Source organism: Collimonas fungivorans (genome assembly GCF_001584145.1).
GTDB lineage: Bacteria > Pseudomonadota > Gammaproteobacteria > Burkholderiales > Burkholderiaceae_D > Collimonas > Collimonas fungivorans.
On record NZ_CP013232.1, the window covers coordinates 5,581,045 to 5,599,729 of the forward strand.

The 18,685-nt window shown below is 59.3% G+C and carries 20 protein-coding genes; 10 read left to right on the plus strand and 10 right to left on the minus strand.

The annotated features are described in order from the left end of the window. Nucleotides 1-19: 19 nt before the first annotated feature. From CFter6_RS24570 to CFter6_RS24580, 3 genes are all read right to left on the minus strand, one after another. On the minus strand, nucleotides 20-1,840 hold the full coding sequence (locus CFter6_RS24570) for an ABC transporter permease (protein ID WP_061542117.1): 1,821 nt from the start codon (nucleotides 1,838-1,840) through the stop codon (nucleotides 20-22). A 72-nt stretch (nucleotides 1,841-1,912) separates the two neighbouring features. Next, nucleotides 1,913-3,013: an ABC transporter substrate-binding protein gene (locus CFter6_RS24575; RefSeq protein WP_061542118.1), complete on the minus strand. Its 1,101-nt coding sequence runs from the start codon at nucleotides 3,011-3,013 to the stop codon at nucleotides 1,913-1,915. Between the two features lie 132 nt (nucleotides 3,014-3,145). After that, entirely contained in the window at nucleotides 3,146-4,120 is a 975-nt protein-coding gene (locus CFter6_RS24580; RefSeq protein ID WP_061542119.1) for a Bug family tripartite tricarboxylate transporter substrate binding protein, read from the minus strand. Nucleotides 4,121-4,317: 197 nt separating this feature from the next. On the opposite strand from CFter6_RS24580, the gene CFter6_RS24585 reads away from it, so the two are divergent. The 6 genes from CFter6_RS24585 (at nucleotide 4,318) to CFter6_RS24610 (ending at nucleotide 9,855) form a co-directional block, all read left to right on the plus strand. Next, nucleotides 4,318-5,001, plus strand: coding sequence for a response regulator (locus tag CFter6_RS24585; RefSeq protein WP_014008409.1), 684 nt, complete (start codon nucleotides 4,318-4,320; stop codon nucleotides 4,999-5,001). Then, complete coding sequence (locus CFter6_RS24590) at nucleotides 4,998-6,506, plus strand: sensor histidine kinase (RefSeq protein WP_061542120.1); 1,509 nt, start codon at nucleotides 4,998-5,000, stop codon at nucleotides 6,504-6,506. The genes CFter6_RS24585 and CFter6_RS24590 overlap by 4 nt, the downstream gene beginning before the upstream one ends. Nucleotides 6,507-6,584: 78 nt before the next feature. Further along, entirely contained in the window at nucleotides 6,585-6,896 is a 312-nt protein-coding gene (locus tag CFter6_RS24595; RefSeq protein ID WP_061542121.1) for a metal-sensitive transcriptional regulator, read from the plus strand. A gap of 105 nt (nucleotides 6,897-7,001) precedes the next feature. Then, the gene (gene pilV / locus CFter6_RS24600) at nucleotides 7,002-7,544 is read left to right on the plus strand and encodes a type IV pilus modification protein PilV (protein WP_082814976.1); all 543 of its coding nucleotides are present in this window, start codon (nucleotides 7,002-7,004) and stop codon (nucleotides 7,542-7,544) included. After that, nucleotides 7,541-8,059 (plus strand): pilus assembly PilX family protein, encoded by a 519-nt coding sequence (locus CFter6_RS24605; protein WP_061542123.1) that lies wholly within the window; start codon nucleotides 7,541-7,543, stop codon nucleotides 8,057-8,059. The genes pilV and CFter6_RS24605 overlap by 4 nt, the downstream gene beginning before the upstream one ends. Continuing rightward, nucleotides 8,056-9,855, plus strand: coding sequence for a pilus assembly protein (locus CFter6_RS24610; RefSeq protein WP_061542124.1), 1,800 nt, complete (start codon nucleotides 8,056-8,058; stop codon nucleotides 9,853-9,855). The genes CFter6_RS24605 and CFter6_RS24610 overlap by 4 nt, the downstream gene beginning before the upstream one ends. Before the next feature lie 182 nt (nucleotides 9,856-10,037). Here the strand turns inward: CFter6_RS24610 and CFter6_RS24615 are convergent, their stop codons facing one another. Beyond that, a complete protein-coding gene (locus CFter6_RS24615) occupies nucleotides 10,038-10,355 on the minus strand; it encodes a hypothetical protein (RefSeq protein ID WP_061542125.1) in 318 nt (105 codons plus the stop codon). Between the two features lie 291 nt (nucleotides 10,356-10,646). On the opposite strand from CFter6_RS24615, the gene CFter6_RS26720 reads away from it, so the two are divergent. Both CFter6_RS26720 and CFter6_RS24625 read left to right on the plus strand, forming a co-directional pair. Beyond that, nucleotides 10,647-11,084 (plus strand): pilin, encoded by a 438-nt coding sequence (locus tag CFter6_RS26720; RefSeq protein ID WP_061542126.1) that lies wholly within the window; start codon nucleotides 10,647-10,649, stop codon nucleotides 11,082-11,084. A 134-nt stretch (nucleotides 11,085-11,218) separates the two neighbouring features. Next, the gene (locus tag CFter6_RS24625; protein ID WP_061542127.1) at nucleotides 11,219-11,425 is read left to right on the plus strand and encodes a hypothetical protein; all 207 of its coding nucleotides are present in this window, start codon (nucleotides 11,219-11,221) and stop codon (nucleotides 11,423-11,425) included. Between the two features lie 228 nt (nucleotides 11,426-11,653). On the opposite strand, the gene CFter6_RS24630 is transcribed toward CFter6_RS24625, so the two are convergent. Then, nucleotides 11,654-12,106 carry a hypothetical protein gene (locus CFter6_RS24630; protein ID WP_061542128.1) on the minus strand — a complete coding sequence of 151 codons (453 nt, stop codon included), beginning with the start codon at nucleotides 12,104-12,106 and terminating at the stop codon, nucleotides 11,654-11,656. Between the two features lie 142 nt (nucleotides 12,107-12,248). On the opposite strand from CFter6_RS24630, the gene CFter6_RS24635 reads away from it, so the two are divergent. Together CFter6_RS24635 and CFter6_RS24640 are read left to right on the plus strand one after the other, a co-directional pair. After that, entirely contained in the window at nucleotides 12,249-12,560 is a 312-nt protein-coding gene (locus tag CFter6_RS24635) for a helix-turn-helix domain-containing protein (RefSeq protein WP_061542129.1), read from the plus strand. Between the two features lie 3 nt (nucleotides 12,561-12,563). Then, nucleotides 12,564-13,904 (plus strand): type II toxin-antitoxin system HipA family toxin, encoded by a 1,341-nt coding sequence (locus tag CFter6_RS24640; RefSeq protein WP_061542130.1) that lies wholly within the window; start codon nucleotides 12,564-12,566, stop codon nucleotides 13,902-13,904. A gap of 159 nt (nucleotides 13,905-14,063) precedes the next feature. Here the strand turns inward: CFter6_RS24640 and mnmE are convergent, their stop codons facing one another. From mnmE to rpmH, 5 genes are all read right to left on the minus strand, one after another. Then, a complete protein-coding gene (gene mnmE / locus CFter6_RS24645) occupies nucleotides 14,064-15,461 on the minus strand; it encodes a tRNA uridine-5-carboxymethylaminomethyl(34) synthesis GTPase MnmE (RefSeq protein WP_061542131.1) in 1,398 nt (465 codons plus the stop codon). 116 nt (nucleotides 15,462-15,577) lie between these two features. After that, the gene (yidC, locus tag CFter6_RS24650; RefSeq protein WP_061542132.1) at nucleotides 15,578-17,260 is read right to left on the minus strand and encodes a membrane protein insertase YidC; all 1,683 of its coding nucleotides are present in this window, start codon (nucleotides 17,258-17,260) and stop codon (nucleotides 15,578-15,580) included. Between the two features lie 19 nt (nucleotides 17,261-17,279). Beyond that, nucleotides 17,280-17,564, minus strand: a complete 285-nt coding sequence (yidD, locus tag CFter6_RS25320) for a membrane protein insertion efficiency factor YidD (RefSeq protein WP_014008419.1) — start codon at nucleotides 17,562-17,564, stop codon at nucleotides 17,280-17,282. A gap of 109 nt (nucleotides 17,565-17,673) precedes the next feature. Then, entirely contained in the window at nucleotides 17,674-18,075 is a 402-nt protein-coding gene (locus tag CFter6_RS25325) for a ribonuclease P protein component (RefSeq protein ID WP_256381567.1), read from the minus strand. Between the two features lie 28 nt (nucleotides 18,076-18,103). Beyond that, nucleotides 18,104-18,238 carry a 50S ribosomal protein L34 gene (rpmH, locus tag CFter6_RS25330; protein ID WP_061535510.1) on the minus strand — a complete coding sequence of 45 codons (135 nt, stop codon included), beginning with the start codon at nucleotides 18,236-18,238 and terminating at the stop codon, nucleotides 18,104-18,106. Nucleotides 18,239-18,685 lie beyond the last annotated feature (447 nt).

An 18,685-nucleotide genomic window follows, 5' to 3' on the forward strand; every position in this document is an offset into this window, starting at 1 on the left:
CCTGATTGTGTGGTGCAACTTAGTCGTGCAGCTTGACGCCAAAGCGCAGCGCAATGCCGAGGCCGATGGCCACCAGCGTGATGTTGATGAAGGAGAGAGTGGCGACCAGGTCGACCGAGCCGGAAGCCCACAGCGACACGATCAGCGCGCCGATCACTTCGGTGCCCGGCGAGAGCAGGTAGACGCCGGTCGAATATTCGCGTTCGAAGATCAGGAACACCATCAGCCAGGCGCCCAGCACGCCGTAGCGCACCAGCGGCAGCGTCACGTCGCGTGTCACCTGCGAGCGGCGGGCGCCGACTGCGCGCGCCGCTTCTTCCAGCTCCGGGCCGACCTGCAGCAGCGCCGTGGTGATCAGGCGCAAGCCATACGCCAGCCACACCACCGAGTAAGCCAGCCACACCGAGAAGATGGTGGAGCGCAGTTCGCGCAGTTGCGGAATCACGTGCTCCACCAGCCACTGCGCCACTACGTTGTCGTAGCCCTTCAGCATGTTGTCGAGGAACGACGGCACGAACAGGAACACCCACAGGAATGACAAGCCGGCCAGCAAACCCGGCACGGCGCGCGGGATCAGCACGCTGTAGTCGAGGAAACGGGTGATGCCGTCCGACTTGCGATGCATCGCCAGCGCGATGCAGCAGTAGCAGGCCACCGCGATCGCGCCGCCGATGACGCCGATCAGGATGGTGTTGACGATGCCGCGCACCAGCGCCGGCTGTTCCCAGATATCGCGGAAGTGCTGCAAGGTGAAAGTGTCGATCAGCGATACGCCGTAACCCCAGTGCGAGACAAACGCGCGCAGGGCAATGCCGGACAGCGGAATCACGATCGTGAAAATCAGCCAGACCGCGATCAGGCCGAACGCCAGCCATTTCCACTTGCCCAGCGGCAGCGCCTTCTGGCGTGCGCCCTTGCCCTTGATCGAGACATATTTATTGGCCGAACGCAGCAGCCAGCGCTGGATCATCACCAGCGGCAAAGTCACCGCCACCAGGCACACCGCCACCGCCGCCATCAGGTGGTAGGACGGCGTGCCGAGCTTGTTGGTCAGCTTGTACAGGTAGGTCGGCAGCACCAGGTGGCCTTCTGGATCGCCCAGCACCAGCACCAGGCCGAACACTTCGAAACCGAGGAAAAACACCAGCACGCCGGCGTAAGCCAGGGCCGGCATGATCATCGGCAGCGATACGTTCAACGCCACCTGCAAAGGCGAAGCGCCGGCTACGCGCGCGGCTTCCTCGACATCGGCGCCGAGGCTCTTCAGCGCTGCCGAGGCATACAGGTAAACGTGCGGCACGTGGGTCAGGCCGGCGATGATGACGATGCTGGGGAAAGCATACACATTCCAAGGCGTCGCTTCGATGCCGACCAGGCGCAGCAGGTCTTGCACCCACACCGTATAGAAGCCGACCGGTCCCATCGCCACCACATAACCGAAGGCGATCACCATCGGCGATACAAAAATCGGCACCAGCAGCATCGGTGCGATCCAGCTACGGCCCGGCAGGTCGGTGCGTACCATCAGGAACGCCAGCATGCCGCCCAGCGGCACTGCGATCAGCGCCAGGCCGCTGGCCAGCAGCAAGCCGTTGATGAAAGCCTGGCGAAAATCTGGATCGTCAAAAATGAAACGATACGGTTCCAGGCTCAGGGTCTTGACCGGCGCGAAGAACGGCGCAGACAGAAAACTTTGGTAAAAGATCAGCGCCAGCGGCAGGAAAATCGCCACCGCCGCCAGCGTGACCACCAGTCCGCGCGGCCAATTGAGGCGCGGCCGGCGTAGGCGCGCCAGCCGGGAACGGCTGGCCAGCGGATGGGGAGGAGAAATGGATGTCATTTTGTACCTTGCAGAAAAACCCGGGTCTAGAAAATCCGCCATCCCCGCGCAGGCGGGGATGGCATGCTTGCCTTATTTCTTCCCTGCGGCGGCTTTCCACTGTTTCAGGAACGCCAGGCGCTTGGTCTGGTCCAGGTATTGCAGCAGGGCCGGAGTAATCGCGATCGGCTTCAGCGCGCCGCCCAGCTGGGTAGTCAGGCTGCCCAGGGTGTTGTGGCCGGTGACGTCAGCACGCAAGGCATACAGCTGGGACTCGTTCGAGATGATGGTCTGGCCGCGCTTGGACAGCAGGTAGTCGATCCACAGCTTGGCCGCGTTCATGTTCTTGGCTGATTTGTTGATGAACACCACGCGCGACAGCACCAGGTTGTAATCCTTGGTGAAGGAGACGCCGATCGACGGATCCTTGGCGGCGCGCGCCTGGGCGTAAGAGCCGATCACGTTGTAGCCGATCAGGTTCTCGCCGGAGGAAATCCGTTCCAGCATGGTGCCGGTCGAAGATTGCACGCGGATGCCGACATCGCCGAAGGTTTTCGCCAGGTCCCAGAACTGCGGATTGATTTGCGCATCTTCGGTGATGAAAGAGAAACCGACGCCCGATTTTTCGATATCGTAGGTAGTCACCTTGTTGCGGAACTTGTCGGCCTTGGCGGTCAGCAGCTTGACCAGGTCGGCATGGTTGGCCGGCACTTCGTCGGCGCTCACCAGGCGCTTGTTGTACACAATGGCCAACGGTTCGAAAGTCGTGCCGTAAGCGCTGTCCTTATAGTTGGCCCAGGCCGGGATCGCAGCGGCTTCCTGCGATTTGTACACCGCGGCATAACCTTCGCTGGCCAGCTTGAACTGCAGGTCCATCGCCGACGACCACAGCACGTCGGCAGTAGCGCCGCCGGCAGCCGCTTCCGAAATGAAGCGGTTGTACACCTCGGTCGAATTCATGTCGTTGAACTCGACTTTGACACCAGGGTAGAGTGTGCTGAAATCTTTGATCAACGGTTCCGCAGCCTTGGAATCGGTGGCGCTGTAGATCACCAGCTTGCCTTCTTTCTTGGCGCCGTCGACGATCTTGGCGTAATCGGCAGGGTAGCCGGCCGGCGCCTGGGCCGAAGCATTCAGGGCCAGGCCCAGCGATATGGCGGCGATTGCGCCGGCCAGGGTTTTTTTGATAAGCATGGGTGTCATCTCCTGAGTGTTATGCGTGCAGCTGCTTTTAAAAGACGCAGGCGAGCCGGCGCCAGCCGGGATTAGGCTGCCGTTTGGCGTTGCTTGCGGGGTTTTTTGCCGGGCCAATTGCCGCGGCGGGATTTATCTGATCAAGCCAAGCTGGTCCGATTGTTTGCGATAGTCTTCAACGGTTTTTTTAATGTATGCAGTCAGCTTGTCGCCGCTCAGCGCAAACGGATACAGTCCGTTGCGGGCGCGCAGCTGGTCGAATTCCGGGGTCGCCATCATCTTCTCGAAGGTGCCGACCCAGCGTTTGTAATCGGCGTCGCTTACCTGCGGACCCATATAGACGCCGCGGATGATCGGCCAGCTGACGTCCATGCCCTGCTCGCGCGCGGTCGGCACATCGGCCAGTGCGCCTGGCAGGCGTTTTTCGGACAGCACCACCAGCACGCGGATCTCGCCGTCCAGCGAATGCAAGGTAGCTTCCGAGGCATCGCCGGAGATGATTTGCACGTGGCCGGCGCGCAAGGCGGTGAAGGCTTCGCCGCCGCCTTCCAGGGCGACGAAGCGCAGGTTCTTGGGATCGATCTGTTTTTGCTTGGCCAGCATGGAAATTTTCAGCCAGTCCTGGCTGCCTACCGTGCCGGCAGCGCCTATGGTGACTTTCGAAGGATTTTTCTTGAGGGCGTCGAGCAGGTCCGGCAAGGTCTTGTACGGTGAATCGCTGCGCACCGCAATCATGCCGTAGTCGACCCCGAGCGCAGCTACCCAGCGCACGTTGCTGACATCGGCATCGCCGTATTTTCCTTGCGCCAGGTTCATCAGCGAGCCGCCGGAAAACGCCACCAGCGTATCGGCTTCGGCGCGGCGTTGGGTAACAATGGAATTCCAGGCCACGGCGCCGATGCCGCCTGGCAGGTAGCTGATCTTGACGGGATCTGCGGATGAAGATTGCAGCTGCAGGCCCTTCTGCACCAGCTTGCAGGTCACGGCCATGCCGCCGCCCGGTTTGGCTGGCGCGATACATTGCACATGCGACTGCACCGGCGCCGCGTTGGCGCCGAGCGTGACACATGCACTGAGTGCAGCAATCCAGGTGATTACGGAATTCATTGTCTCCTACCCATTCTGTTGTTGTTTCACCTGCAATGCAGATGCGAAACCCAGGGCTTTATTCATTTTTTTACATCATAACGGCGGCAGTCTTTCATTTTCCTTTCACTCAGATTTTGCCAAGCAAGGTTTTCTGTGTGAGTATTGACCGCCCCTTTTTGAATTCTAGCCATTAGTTGCCATAAGTTGCCATAGCCATGCGGATTTTACTGATTGAAGACCACGTTGAGTTGTCGCGCTGGCTGACCAAGGCGCTGCAGGATGCGCACTGGTCGGTCGAATGCGCCATGAACGGCGCCGACGCCGACAGCCTGCTGCACACCCAGCAGTATGCGCTGGTGATTCTCGATCTCAGCTTGCCGAAAATGGACGGACTGGAAGTCTTGAAGCGCTTGCGCGCGCGCGGCAGCAAGACCCCGGTATTGATCCTGACCGCGCGCGGCGGTTTGCAAGACCGGGTGCAGGGCCTGAACCTGGGCGCCGACGACTACCTGGCCAAACCGTTCGAACTGGTCGAGCTGGAAGCGCGCGTCAAGGCCCTGCTGCGTCGCGCGCAAGGCGGCGAAGCGCCGATCTACAGCTGCGGCGCCTTGCAGTTCGATACGGTGTCACGCATGTTCAGTTATGGCAACGCGGTGCTGGCGCTGACGCCGCGCGAGCATGCGGTGCTGGAAGTGCTGATCAGCCGCGCTGGCCGCGTGGTGTCCAAGGAAAAACTGTTCGACGAAGTGTTTTCGCTGGTTGACGACGCCAATCCCGACGCCATTGAAATCTATATTCATCGCCTGCGCAAGAAATTGCAGCGCCCCGGCGCCGAAGCAGTCGCCATCACTACGTTGCGCGGTCTCGGCTACCTGCTGGAAGTTGTTGCCGAAAAATGAAGGCGCCGCCAGTCCATCCGCATGCAGCTGCGGCTGAATCCAAGCCGGCAAAGTCTTTGGGCAGCCTGCGCAGCCAGTTGCTGAGCTGGCTCCTGATTCCCTTGCTGCTGCTGGTGGCGCTGGATGCATTTTCGGTCTACCGCAACGCGCTTGATGTGGCCGACCTGGCCTATGACCGCGCCCTGCTCGCTTCGACCCGGGCGCTGGCGGAACGCGTATCGGTGGTCGACGGCAAGGTGGTCGCCGATGTGCCGTATGTAGCGCTGGACAGCTTCGAAACCGATACCCTGGGCCGCATCTATTACAAGGTCACCGGTACCCGCGGCGAATTCGTTTCAGGCTACGAAGACCTGCCGGCCTTGCCGCCCGACGTGCCGCGCTCGGAAATCTATCCGGCGCTGGTGCGTTTTTATCACGCCAGCTATCACAACCAGGCAGTGCGCATCGCCGCCCTGTACCAGCCGGTGTACGACGATTCGATGCGCGGCATCGCCCTGATCCAGGTCGGCGAAACCATGGATGCGCGCAGCGACCTGACCCGCAAGATTTTATTCAGCACCATGTGGCGCCAGGGTTTGCTGGTGACGGTAGCGGCTCTGCTGGTATGGTTTGCGGTGCGTTTTGTGCTGCGTCCGCTGATGCAGCTGAAAGCCGCGGTGGAAGCGCGCGCCACCACCGACCTGGCCGATTTCGAAGTCAACCAGGTGCACAGGGAAGTGCGGCCGCTGGTGGTTGCGATGAATGGCTACATGGGACGTTTGCAGGCGCTGATCACAGGGCAGCGCCGCTTCATCGCCGACGCTTCGCATCAGCTGCGCACTCCACTTACTGTACTTAAAACGCAGGCCGAACTGGCGTTGCGCGAACTGGATCGCAATCCTAACGATGCGCGCGCCTGGCACAGCCTGCGCGAAATCGTCGCCAGCATTGCCGGCACCACCGATGCCACCGTCCACCTGGCCAACCGGCTGCTGACGCTGGCGCGCGCCGAGCACGGTGCTGCCGAGAGCGGCAATGAACCGGTGTCGCTCACCGACATCGCACACCAGGTCGGCATGGAACAGGCGCGCGCCGCGGTGAAGAAACAGATCGACCTGTCCTTCGATGCGGCCGACCAGCTGATCGTCAGCGGCAATGCCTTGCTGCTGCACGAACTGGCCAGCAATCTGCTGGACAATGCGATTCATTACACCCCGGCCGGCGGCAAGATCGTATTGCGCGTGCGGCGCGACAGCGTAGCCCAGCGCGCTCTGCTGGAAGTGGAAGACAGCGGCATGGGCATCGCCGAAGAAGACCGGGAGCGCGTGTTTTCCGCGTTTTATCGCGCTCCGTCGGCGCAACAGCAAAACCCCAGCGGCGCCGGCCTCGGTTTGTCGATCGTGCGCGATATCGCCTCCGCGCATGGCGCACGGATTACCCTCTCCGCCGTTGAAGAGGGTAAGGAGCTGGCGCCCGGCCTGAAGGTGAGTCTCAGCTTCCCCTTGGTTTTATCGATGGATTCCTGATAGCGTTGGGCATGCCGATAATCTGCGTCGGCCCGGTAAACAGTTGTGTGCGATGTTTCAATACGAAGGAGGCAGGTTTTGAGCGATACGCCCGTTAAAATAGTGCACGGCACAGCCCTGACCGATGAACAGAAAAAAGATCTGCTGCACCGGCTGGCGCGGGTCGAAGGCCAGATCCGCGGCGTGCAGAAACTGATCGCCAATGCCGCCGTGCCGGCCGATTGCGAAGGCGTCGCCCAGCAGCTGGCGGCGGCGCGCAAGGCGCTCGACAGGGCATTCGTCACTTTGCTGACGGATGCTATCGTCACTCATACCGCTGCCGCGGCCAATCCGGAGCAAGCCGAAAAAAACGCCAGGAACCTGGCTGCCTTGCTGGACAAATTTGCCTGAACCGCAATAAAGTAATCGCTGAAATTTTTTAAGCGGACCAGCTATTCCTGCGCCGAGCTGCCATTCCTATAATTCTTTTCAGACGATATCGAAAAGAGGAAGCGCATGGTCCCAGCTGGCAATCACGCCGTCAGGCAATCCGGAACCGGCATGATAGAAGTGCTGGTGGCGATCGTCATCGCTGCCTTCGCCATGTTTGCCCTGATCGGCATGCAGACCCTCGCCTTGCATTACCAGAAGAGCGCGCATGTGCACAGCATGTCCAGCCAGTTCAGCGCCGACCTGGCCGATCGCGTGCGCGCCAATATCCGCGGCGCCGATAGCGGCGCATACAACTTGTCGCAGCAGACCTATCCGGCCGTCGAGGAATCCGCGCCGTCCTGCTCCGAGTCGGTCGGATGCACGCCGCAGGAACTGGCGGCAAAAGATATCCAGGAATGGCGCGTCAGCCTCGCCAATGCGGTGCCCGGCGGCTGGGGCGAGATCGCCGGTTCGCTGGCGGACGGCTTCACGGTCAAGGTGTATTTCCTGGATCCGCCTGCCACCGGCGGAGAGCCTGACGCGGTCGCAAAGAACTGTCTGCCCAGCGCCGCTGACCCGGCCCTGCACAAAGATGTGATGTGTATCGCCACCGCTTTTTTTCCATGAAAAAATCCTTGCGCCGGCAGTCGGGCCTGGTCCTCCCCATGCTGCTGATCAGCCTGCTGGTGATGATGCTGCTCGCCTTCAGTGTCTTGCGCGCCGCGCTGCTGGAAGAAAAAATGGCGGCCAATGCCGGCAACCAGCAAATGGCTTTCCAGGCCGCCGAACACGCGCTGCGTTTTTGCGAAAACCAGCTGCAACTGTCGCCGATCGCCATTCCGCAGCTTAAGCAAGGGCCGGTGCCAGTCGATGGCGGCAACAGCAAACCCTATTGGGAAATCGCGGACAGCTGGCGCAACAGCGAAGTTTCGGTAGCCGTGCCACGCCAGGCCGGCGAAGGGGCGCAGCCTGCCGCACCGTCGCGCTGCCTGGTTGAACGGCTGCAGTTCGATGCCGACCTGCAGTACCAGCCGCAACTGCCGCCGCCACGCCCGGCGTTCAGGATCACGGCAAGAGGCATAGGCGCCAGCAGCGCCGCAGTGGTGCTGTTGCAAAGCTACCTGCTCTTGCGTCAACCATGAAAGCCGTTTTTGCCTGTATCTGCGCGTGCATGCTGACCTATGGTTACGCGGAAAATACGCCGGATGAGCCGCCGTTCATTTATACGGCGAGCTATGAAGCGGCAACCTGGCAAGGTCACGTCAAAGCCTATCCAATCGGTGAAACCGGCGTTTCCGGAACGGCGCAATGGGACGCCGCCGACCTGGTCCCAGCCTGGCAGCTGCGCCAAATCCTGACCGCGACGGACGAGGACGCTGCGATTCCATTCGAATGGCAACACCTGGATGACCGGCAAAAAGCAGCCTTGTCATCGGAAGAGGTATTGCAATACCTGAGAGGCAACGATACGCTGGAAATCCGGCATGGCGGCCGGTTCCGCGATCGCCGAGGCAAACTGGGCGACATCATCAATTCAGTGCCGCTGTATGTCGGCTTGTCCGATTCCGCATACCAACGGCTGCCGGCAGAGGCCGGCGGCGACAGTTACCAGCGTTTCTTGAGCAGCAAGAAACAGCGCCGCGCCATGCTCTATGTCGGCGCCAACGACGGCATGCTGCATGGTTTCGATGCCATCGATGGTGTGGAAAAATCGGCTTTCATTCCGCGCGCGGTTTTTAATAACTTGTCGGTATTGAGCGAAGCCGGCTATGTGCACAGGTTGTTCGTCGACGGCCTGCTGACAGCCGGCGACGCCTATCTCGGCAAGGGCGACAGCGCTGCGTGGAAGACCATTCTGCTGGGTTCAACCGGCGCAGCTGCAAAGAGCCTGTTTGCATTGGACGCCAGCGATCCGGATGCGGCGCCTGGCTTTCCCTTGCTGTGGCAGAGAAGTGCGGAAGATGACGGCCAAGGAGCGCCCGACGACGACATGGGTTACCAGCTGGGTGAGGCTTTTGCGATTCGCCTGCGCAATGGCGACTGGGCCGCGATATACGGCAATGGCTATCAAAGCGCAAAGCAAGATGCCGCGCTGTATCTGGTCGAACTTGCCGGCGGCGAGCTGATAAGAAAGCTGGTTGTCGATGCAGCTGCATCGCAAGCTCCCAACGGTTTGTCGACCCCTGCCCTGGTTTTCAGCAAACAACGCGAGGTAAGCGCAGCCTATGCCGGCGACTTGCAAGGAAGCCTGTGGAAATTCGACCTGGGCGCAAGTGAGCCGCAAGGCTGGCAAGCTGCGTTCAATGGCCGGCCGCTGTTTGCGGCCGCCGACGACAGCGGCAAGTCGCAATCCCTCATCCTGCAGCCTTTGCTGGAACATCATCCCAAGGGCGGCGCCCTCGTCATGTTCGGCGCCGGCGACAAGCCGCAAACGACAAGCCTGTACGGTATCTGGGAAAAAACCGGCGCCGGTCCGATCGCGGACCGGAATCAGTTGCAGCGGCAAACCCTGGCAGAAGGCGAAACAGGGACATGGCAATTGAGCGGCAATGCCGTCGACTGGAACCAGCAGCGCGGCTGGTATATCGACCTGCCGGAAAAAGTCGGCCAGGTTGTCGGAAAACTGCAGATCATCGATGGCGTGCTGTGGGTGCTGACCTACTCTGCCGCCGAGGGGAAATCGTATCTGATCGCAATCGAGTACAGCACAGGCGGCGCCACACCAGATGCTGCCCTCGCCGATTTTCCGAAAAACGTCTCAATGATAGAAGTGGCGCCTTCAACCGTCACTCCCGCCGCCATCACCTTGCCTGACGGCCGCCGGCAACTGGTGATCAAGGGCCGCGACGGCAAACCGCATGCCATTCGCCTCAATACGCCAGAGCGGCGCCTGCTAAGGACATGGCGGCAATTGCCTGTACCGCTGACCCCTGAATAGCCAAAAAAACCGTGGCAGAGGCATGACGTAGGGTGGGCAGATCTTCTGCCCACGCTGTATGTACTTCTCGCATGACCGACGGTCTGCGTGGGCACAAGTGCCCACCCTACGAGTTGGCGCAAATAAAAATGCCGTTCAGACTTAACTGAACGGCATTGCGCGGGCAGCGGGCTTTTCAGGGTTCAATCATCGTCGTCGTGATGGCGGCGATGTTCACGCCAGTTGCGGCGCCGCCACTCTTCGCGGCGCCATTCGTCGTCGCGGCGCTCCCGCCATTCGCGGTGCTCGCGCCAGCCCGGCTCTACATAGACTGGCTGCGGCGGGTAATACACCGGCGCAGGAACGTAACGAGGTTCGTATTGCACCACCGGCGGGTAATACGGCCGTACCGGCGGATCGACATAAATGCCGACACCGACATTCACGCCGCCGGCAGCAGCGCTGCCGGAAGCAGCAGCGGCGATGGCGCCGAACGCCAGACATGCTAAAAGTTTTTTCATTTCGTTTCCTGTTTGCCAGCACTGTTGCATATGGCGATATCGCCCGATGTTGTCATTCTGTAGCTTCAGTGTAGGGGCAATCGTTAGCCAATGTTGTTCTGAGGGGCAACAATTGTAACGTTAAGTAAATGAATGTAGCGAAAACGGAATGAAGAATTGCATTTGATCGCCGTTATTCAAATGCAATTCCGGCTGCCGAGCCTTAATCCAGGCCGCATCTTGCATAAGCAGTAAGAACAAAACCGGATTTCGACTCTCTAACAGAAGCTTCACCAGATCAGAGAGGGCAAAATGAAAACGTCACATCGCCTGTCTGCCGACAGGGGCCTCGGCTTCACCTTGATAGAGCTGATGCTGGTCATCGCCATCATTGGCATTCTGGCAGCGGTTACTATCCCGGCCTATCAAAACCACTTGAAGAAAGAAAAATTTGCAGAAGTGATTGCGGCAGGCACTGCAGCCAAACCAGCTGTCGAAACGTGCATGCAGCAGTTGAACACCAGCACCGGCTGCGACGGTGGCACCCATGGCATTCCCGCCGACTCCACAGGAAATCCAGGCAAGTATGTGGCTTCGGTCAGCGTCAAGAACGGCGTTGTCATGGTTGTCCCGCAGGCAAAAGACGGCCTTCTCGCGACCGACACCTACATATTGACGCCGACACCCGGCGCCCCGGTCAAATGGACGACAGCCGCGAGCGGTTGCATCGCCACGGCGCTATGTAAATAAATAGCGGAACCTGCTTCCCGCTGTGCCTGTCCAAAATTTTCATACTGTTTGAATGCGTGGATCTTCTGTAGTGAAAGCGGCAAAAACCGCCGCCTGCAGCCATGCATTCTGTAGCTGAATTTCAAGAGGCAAGCATGTACGGAGAGGTTGACTGGAAACACGCGCCGAAAGGCGCACGATGGTGGGCGGTGGATGCAAGCGGACATGCCCATTGGTTCATGGAGCCGACACACAAAGTCAGGACACATTTCTGGTATTCGCAGGAAGTCCACGCACCGGCCTTCGCCTATTCCGGCGACTGGCGCGAGAGCCTGACCGAACGGCCGGACAAATTCAAGTGAACGATAAGGCAACCCTGGGATCGAAACAGATATCAATAATCCCGGAGCCTGCCATGAAACGTCTCACAATCTTGTTTGGTCTGGCGGTGGTATTGCTCAGCGGCTGCATAGTTCCCCCGTACGGCGGGAGAGATGGCGGCTACCGGGATCGCGGCGACTGGCATGACCACCGCGATGACCGGGATGGCGATCGTCGCAGGGATGATGGTCCCCCTAACCGCTACTAGCTCAGGTCCTGGCCCGGTCTTTTTTCCTGTGGGTAAGCCAGGCGGCTACCAGCAGCACTTTCAGGGCCAGCAAAGCGGCTATTCCTACCACGCCAAGCTTGAGAGTGGCGCCAATGACGTAGGCGATCCCTACTGCGGCGCCCTTGATAACGGCAAACAGCAGGATTATGCATAGCAGACCCGCATAGAGCGGGTTGTCGCGCTGAAGTGTCGAGAGACGTTTCATACTTCCCTTCGTTTGGCTGTATAGCCAATGTACACGTTTCATTTGCCGTTGGAAATAGCCCTGCTGGTCCGGGTACTTCGCCACCTCCCCGCTATTCAGATAAAAAAAAGCCCGCCAGCCTTGCGGCAGCGGGCTAAATCCAAAACTTAGGGAGAGTTGGAGGAGACCAATTGAATATTGTGTTGCCCAGGCGGTTTTCAATACCTTTTTGCAGTTATTTTTATCCATATGAAAAGCTCATCATATCCAACTCAACAGTCTATGAGCTGTAAATTGCTTTTACAGCTTATGGCTTGTATTTAAAGAATACAAGTTATACACTGTATTCTGTGATTACAGCATCATGCTTGTACTGGAGCTGGAGACTGCAATGAGCTACCCGATCAAAACACTTGGTCAATTACGTCCCATCCTGCAAGGATTCCGCAAGGAAGCCGGATTTACGCAAGCTGCAATGGCGAGCCAGCTTGGCATTACGCAGCAGAGCTATGCCCAGATCGAGGCCAATCCTGCTTCGACCAGCGTGGAGCGCTTATACAAGATCATGCGTCTCCTGAATGTCGAACTGGTATTGGCCCATGAGCCGCCGCAGGCAGGCGACGCCACCCAGGCCGAGCAACCGAAGAAAGCGCAAACGCTTCGTAAAATTGTTCCACCGTCAGAAAAAAAAGAGCCGTGGTGAGACATGGGACGACGCTCGCACACCCAACGCCTCGTCATTTGGCTTAACGGTATTGCTGTTGGCCAATGGACTGCTGCACCCGGCCGCCCCTCGTTCAACTACTTCGACGCATGGCTTGAGGATGAGCAAGGTCGTCCGCTGTCCCTGTCCTTGCCGTTTACGCCGAACAATGAGCCATACCGAGGCGAACTGGTATCGAATTATTTCGACAATATGCTGCCGGACAGCGATCCTATACGCCGGCGCCTGGCGCAGCGTTTTCAAACTGGCGGTATTGAGCCATTTCAGTTGCTGGCCGCGATCGGGCGCGACTGCGTTGGCGCGGTGCAGCTGCTGCCGGCAGGCGAAGAGCCGGTTGGCCTGTTTAGCATAGCCGGCCAGCCGCTCGACGAAAGCGGCATCGCCCGCCTGCTGCGCAGGAGCACCTCGGCAGCGCCGCTGAGCCGGGATGATGAAGAGAACGATTTGCGCCTCTCCATTGCAGGCGCACAAGAAAAAACGGCCTTGTTGAGACATCAAGGACAATGGCTGCTTCCCGCCGCCAGTACTCCTACCAGCCATATCCTCAAGTTGCCGCTTGGTCTTGTCGGCCACATGCAGGCGGACATGCGTACTTCGGTCGAGAATGAATGGCTGTGCTCGAAGATCGTCGAAGCCTTCGGCTTGCCCGTCGCGTTTTGCGACATCGCATGCTACGAAGACCAGAAGGCGTTGATTGTAGAACGCTTCGACCGCAGGCTTTCGGCAGACGCCAGCTGGATCGTGCGCTTGCCGCAGGAGGACTTTTTCCAGGCGACAGGTTCCTCGGCGCTGCACAAATACCAGGCTGACGGCGGTCCCGGCATCGCCGACATCATGGATGTGCTGCTAGGATCAGAACAGGCCAATATTGACCGGCGCAATTTCTTCAAGGCCCAGCTGCTGTTCTGGCTGTTGGCCGCTACCGATGGCCACGCCAAGAACTTCAGCATTGCGCACCATCCCGGCGGCCGGTTTCGCGCGACGCCGCTATACGATATCTTGTCGGCCCATCCCATCCTTGGCGCCGGAAATAACCAGCTGGCGCCGCAAAAAGCCAGGCTGGCGATGGCGGTACGGGGCAGCGCCAACTACTACCACCTGGAGCAGATTCAACGACGCCATTGGGACAAGATGGCCCGGCAGGTTGGCCTTGGCGCTCATGCCGCCGAAGAAATCATCGAGGAATTAATTGCCGCGTCAGGGGGAGTCGCCGAAGCCGTGTCACGTCAGTTGCCCGCCGATTTTCCGGGCGACGTAGCAGAATCCATCTTGACAGGCATGCTGCGCCAGTGCGAAAAGCTGCAGGCAATGCAAGCTCTCTGAGATTGCCGTTGCCCAGGTTAAAAACTGGTGCCGGTACGGCAGCTGGCGAACGAAGCGCCATTGGTTGCTGCAGCGCCGCAGCCGAACAGCCCGCATCCTCCGACAAGGAAAACCATTGCGGTCACTGAGCAAACGAGGCGGAGGCGAAGTCGCATACTCCTACTTTCCGATGCAAAACCGCGAAAAAATCACCCCCAGCAAATCATCCGGCGTAAACGCCCCGGTAATGCTGCTAAGCCGATCCTGCGCCAGCCGCAACTCTTCCGCAAACAGATCTAGCGACTGATCGTTGACCCGGTTGTCGAGCGAGGCGTGCTGGTCGGCGATCTCCAAATGGTCGCGCGCCGCCTTCAGCGCAATCAGGTGCCGCTCGCGCGCCAGGTAGCGCGATTCTCCTGTCTGCTGCCAGCCGGCGATGCGCAGCAGTTCCGTGCGCAGCAGGTCGATACCGAGGTGGTCGGTGGCCGACAGGTAGATATGGGTAGCATCGTTCATCACATCGACCGCGGGTTTGTGGCCCGACTGGTCGATCTTGTTCCAGATGCGGATGATCGGCGCGCTGTTCGGGAAACGCGCGACGATTTTTTCATCGGCCAGCGACGGCCCGTGGTTGGCGTCCAGCATGTGCAGGATCACGTCGGCGTTAGCCACTGCTGCCCAGGTGCGTTCGATGCCTATCCGTTCCACTTCGTCGTTGGCGTCTTCCGCCTCGCGGATGCCAGCGGTGTCGATGATGTTGAGCGGGATGCCTTCCAGCTGGATCGTTTCGGTAACCTTGTCGCGAGTGGTGCCGGCAATCGGCGTGACAATGGCCACATCGGATCCGGCCAGCACGTTCAGCAAGGACGACTTGCCGACATTCGGCTGCCCCGCCAGCACGATGTTTAAGCCGTCGCGCAGCAAGGCGCCTTGCGCGGCCTGGCTGAACACATTGTCTAGCGTGCTGCGGATAGCCGCCAGCTGGCCGCGCGCGTCGGATTTTTCCAGGAAGTCGATTTCCTCTTCCGGGAAATCCAGGGTCGCCTCAACCAGCATGCGCAAGTTCGTGACCTGCCCCACCAGCGCATGGATTACTTTGGAAAACGCCCCCGACAGCGATTCCGAAGCCGATTTGGCGGCAGCCTCGGTAGACGCCTCGATCAGGTCCGCCACCGCTTCCGCCTGCGCCAGGTCCAGCTTGTCGTTGATAAACGCCCGCTGCGTGAATTCGCCCGGTTCCGCCATGCGCAAGCCGATATCCTGTCCCGCCGCCAGGCAACGGCTCAGCAGCATCTGCAACACCACCGGCCCGCCATGCCCCTGCAGCTCCAGCACGTCTTCGCCGGTATACGAATGCGGCGCCTTGAAATAGATCGCCAGCCCCTGATCGATGACGCTGCCGTCGGCATTCTTGAATGGCAGGTAGGTTGCGTGGCGCGGCGTCAGCTTGTTTTCCGCAATGCCGCAAACGGCTTCAATGACGGGACCGAGATGCTTGCCGGAGATGCGGACTACGCCGATGCCGCCGCGTCCTGGTGCGGTGGCGATGGCGGCGATGGGAGAGGAATCGAAAGACATGGAATTATTCTACGAGGGTTGTTTGATAATAGAAACATCGGCAAGCAGCCGGCCACAAAAAAGCCCGTGAATCGAACATTCACGGGCTTTTTTACGACACTCGCCAAACAGCGATATTAAGCCTTGGCCGGACCTGCACCCATCTTGCGGGTAATCACCCATTGCTGCGCAATCGACAGCACGTTGTTGGTGACCCAGTACAGCACCAGGCCCGACGGGAAGAAGAAGAACATTACCGAGAAAATCAGCGGCATGAACATCATCACCTTGGCTTGCATAGGATCGGGCGGGGTCGGGTTCAGCTTGGTCTGGATGAACATCGAAATCGCCATCACCACCGGCAGGATGTAGAACGGATCCGGTGCAGCCAGGTCATGGATCCAGCCCAGCCATGGCGCATTGCGAATTTCCACACTGGCCAGCAGCACCCAGTACAGCGAGATGAACACCGGGATCTGCACCACGATCGGCAGGCAGCCGCCGAGCGGGTTGATCTTTTCGGTCTTGTACAGCTCCATCATGGCCTGGTTCATCTTCTGCGGTTCGGATTTGAAACGCTCGCGGATCGACGTCATTTTTGGCGTTACCAGCTTCATCTTGGCCATGCTGCGATAGCTCGCTGCCGACAGCGGGAAGAACGCCAGCTTGATCAGCACGGTCAGGGCGATGATGGTCCAGCCCCAGTTGCCGAGCACTTTGTGGATCTGCGTCATCAGCCAGAAGATCGGCTTGGCGATGATGGTCAGCCAGCCATAGTCCTTGACCAGTTCCAGGCCAGGCGCGATGGCCTCCAGGTCGCTTTGCACTTCCGGACCCGAATACAAACGCGCATCCATGGTCACGCTGGCGCCCGGAGCAATGGTGCCCAGCGGCAGGATGTTGCCGACTGCGTACAGGTTGGTGGCGATCTTCTTGGTGAAGATTTCGCGTGGCGCCTTGTCTTGCGGGATGAACGCCGAGACAAAGTAATGCTGGATCAAAGCAAACCAGCCGTCATCCGCCTTGGTAGCGTGGTCAGCCTTGCCGCCTTCGATTTTGTCGAACGGGAATTTCTGGAACTTGCTGGCCTCGGTATACACCGAAGCGCCGGTGAAGGTGTGCACGAAACGCTGTTCGCCTTCAGGCGCATTGCCGTCGCGCACCAGTTGCAGGTACAGCGAAGGCGAAACCGGCGCGCCGCTGTCGTTGGTCACTGTGTGCTTGACGTCGATCGAATAATCGCCGCGCTTGAAGGTGTAGGTCTTGGTCAGCTTGACGCCGCCTTCGGTCGATTCCAGCACCAGTTGCACCTGGTTGCCGTTGTCCAGCGTACGGGCGCCAGGCAAGGCCGTGAACGGCGACTTGTGGTTAGGGAAAGGACCGCCGATCAGGCCGGTTTCAGCCAGGTAGGTGCGGGTAGCGCTGGAGTCGAACAGCACCAGGTTCTTGGTCGGGTCGACCGTGTCCTTGTGTTTCAGCAGTTCCAGGCGCTTCAGTTCACCGCCGACAGTATCGATGTCAGCCTTGACCACATCGGTAGTGATGGTGATGACTTCGCCCTTGGCGTCGGCAGCGGTGGCAGGCACGGCGCTGGCCGATGCGGCTGCAGGCGCGCCGGCGACAGCCGAAGCTTGCGGCACCGAGGAACTGGCGCCGGCCGATGCGGCAGCGCCGGCAGGACCGGTTGCAGCAGCAGGAACAGTCGGGTTGGCGCTTGGGAAGAACAGCGACGGCTGGCCGTTATGGCGCTGCCACTGATCCCAGAGGAACAGCAGCGAAACCGAAAATACAACCCACAGGACGGTACGTTTGATATCCATAAGAGTATTTATCTATGATTCAGGAATGGCCGCAACCACACGATCGGCTGGCCGATGCGGGTTTGGTTGCAGATGGAGATGTGGATGATTGCTGCGGCGGCACCGGATCGAGTCCGCCCGCATGCCAGGGATGGCATTTGCACAGGCGGCGTCCGGCCAGCATGCTGCCCTTCAGGGCGCCATGCGTACGGATAGCTTCGGCTGCGTAATCGGAGCAGCTGGGATAAAAACGGCAATTCTGTCCCAGAAACGGGCTGATGCCCAGTTTGTAGAGGCGCAACAGGAACAGTAGAGGCATTTTCATGACAGCTTTTTTCCCTTCTTCTTCCGGCCCCGGCTATGTGTGGCCAGGCTGGAACAATACAAGCCGCGGATACAAATAAGCCCAAAAGTAAGCCGAAACTTAGGCGAACTTACGACTTGTCAGCCCGTTGCGACGCGAACAGCTGCTTCAGTTCGCCATGCAGCTCTCGCTTCAGGCGCGCAGTCGTGGCCGGGCCCGCCTTGGTGTTTACCGGTTTCGATAAACGCACAACGCAGTCGATTGGCGGCAATGGTGTCAGACGAAACAGCTCGCGCGTAACGCGTTTGACGGTGTTACGCGTAACAGCGCGCGGCGCCAGCCGTTTTGCCGCCACCACGCCCAGACGGGCATGCGGCAGCGCATTGAGGCGGGTGTACAAGACGAAGTGCGCCGTTCTATACACAGGGCGCAAACGAAAAACGGATGAAAACTCATCCGTTTTAACGATGCGCCGATCACGTGAAAAGTCCTGGACGCTGTTCTGGGAACGGTCGCCGAGTTGATCTGTCACGCAAGCAACGCTGTTGCGTCCGGCTGGATTAAGCTGCCAGACGCTTGCGGCCTTTGGCGCGACGTGCATTGAGCACAGCGCGGCCACCGCGGGTTGCCATACGGGCGCGGAAGCCGTGAGTACGCTTACGGCGCACGACGGAAGGTTGGTAAGTACGTTTCATGTTGGTCTCGCTAATCAGCAAAAATAAATCGGATCTTCACACTCAGAGCGCTGGGTTTCTACCCTTTCGCGATTCGATCTGGACCAGGCTGCCAAGGCGTCGGAGGACGAAACCGGGGCAAATACAAACATGTACAAGGGACAGTCAACGCACAAACTGGCAATTCAGCGGACAGTGAACCTTGAATTAGAACGCATTTTCTGCTTGTTTGTCAATCACTTAGGGCTCTTTTCCACAAGGTCTTTTTGCGCCCGGCGGCCGGAATAATTGCCCGCGCCTGTGGATAACTTGCGCCGGCAAGGGTAGAATAGGGGCTTATGTGTGGCACGCCCGCCAGTTATGCATTGCTCAGTAGTACGGAATCCATTACTGAACCCAGCGTGCAATAAAAACATCAAGCCAGGGCGTAAAGAACCTCATCCCGCACACTTTCACTTAGAACGATTC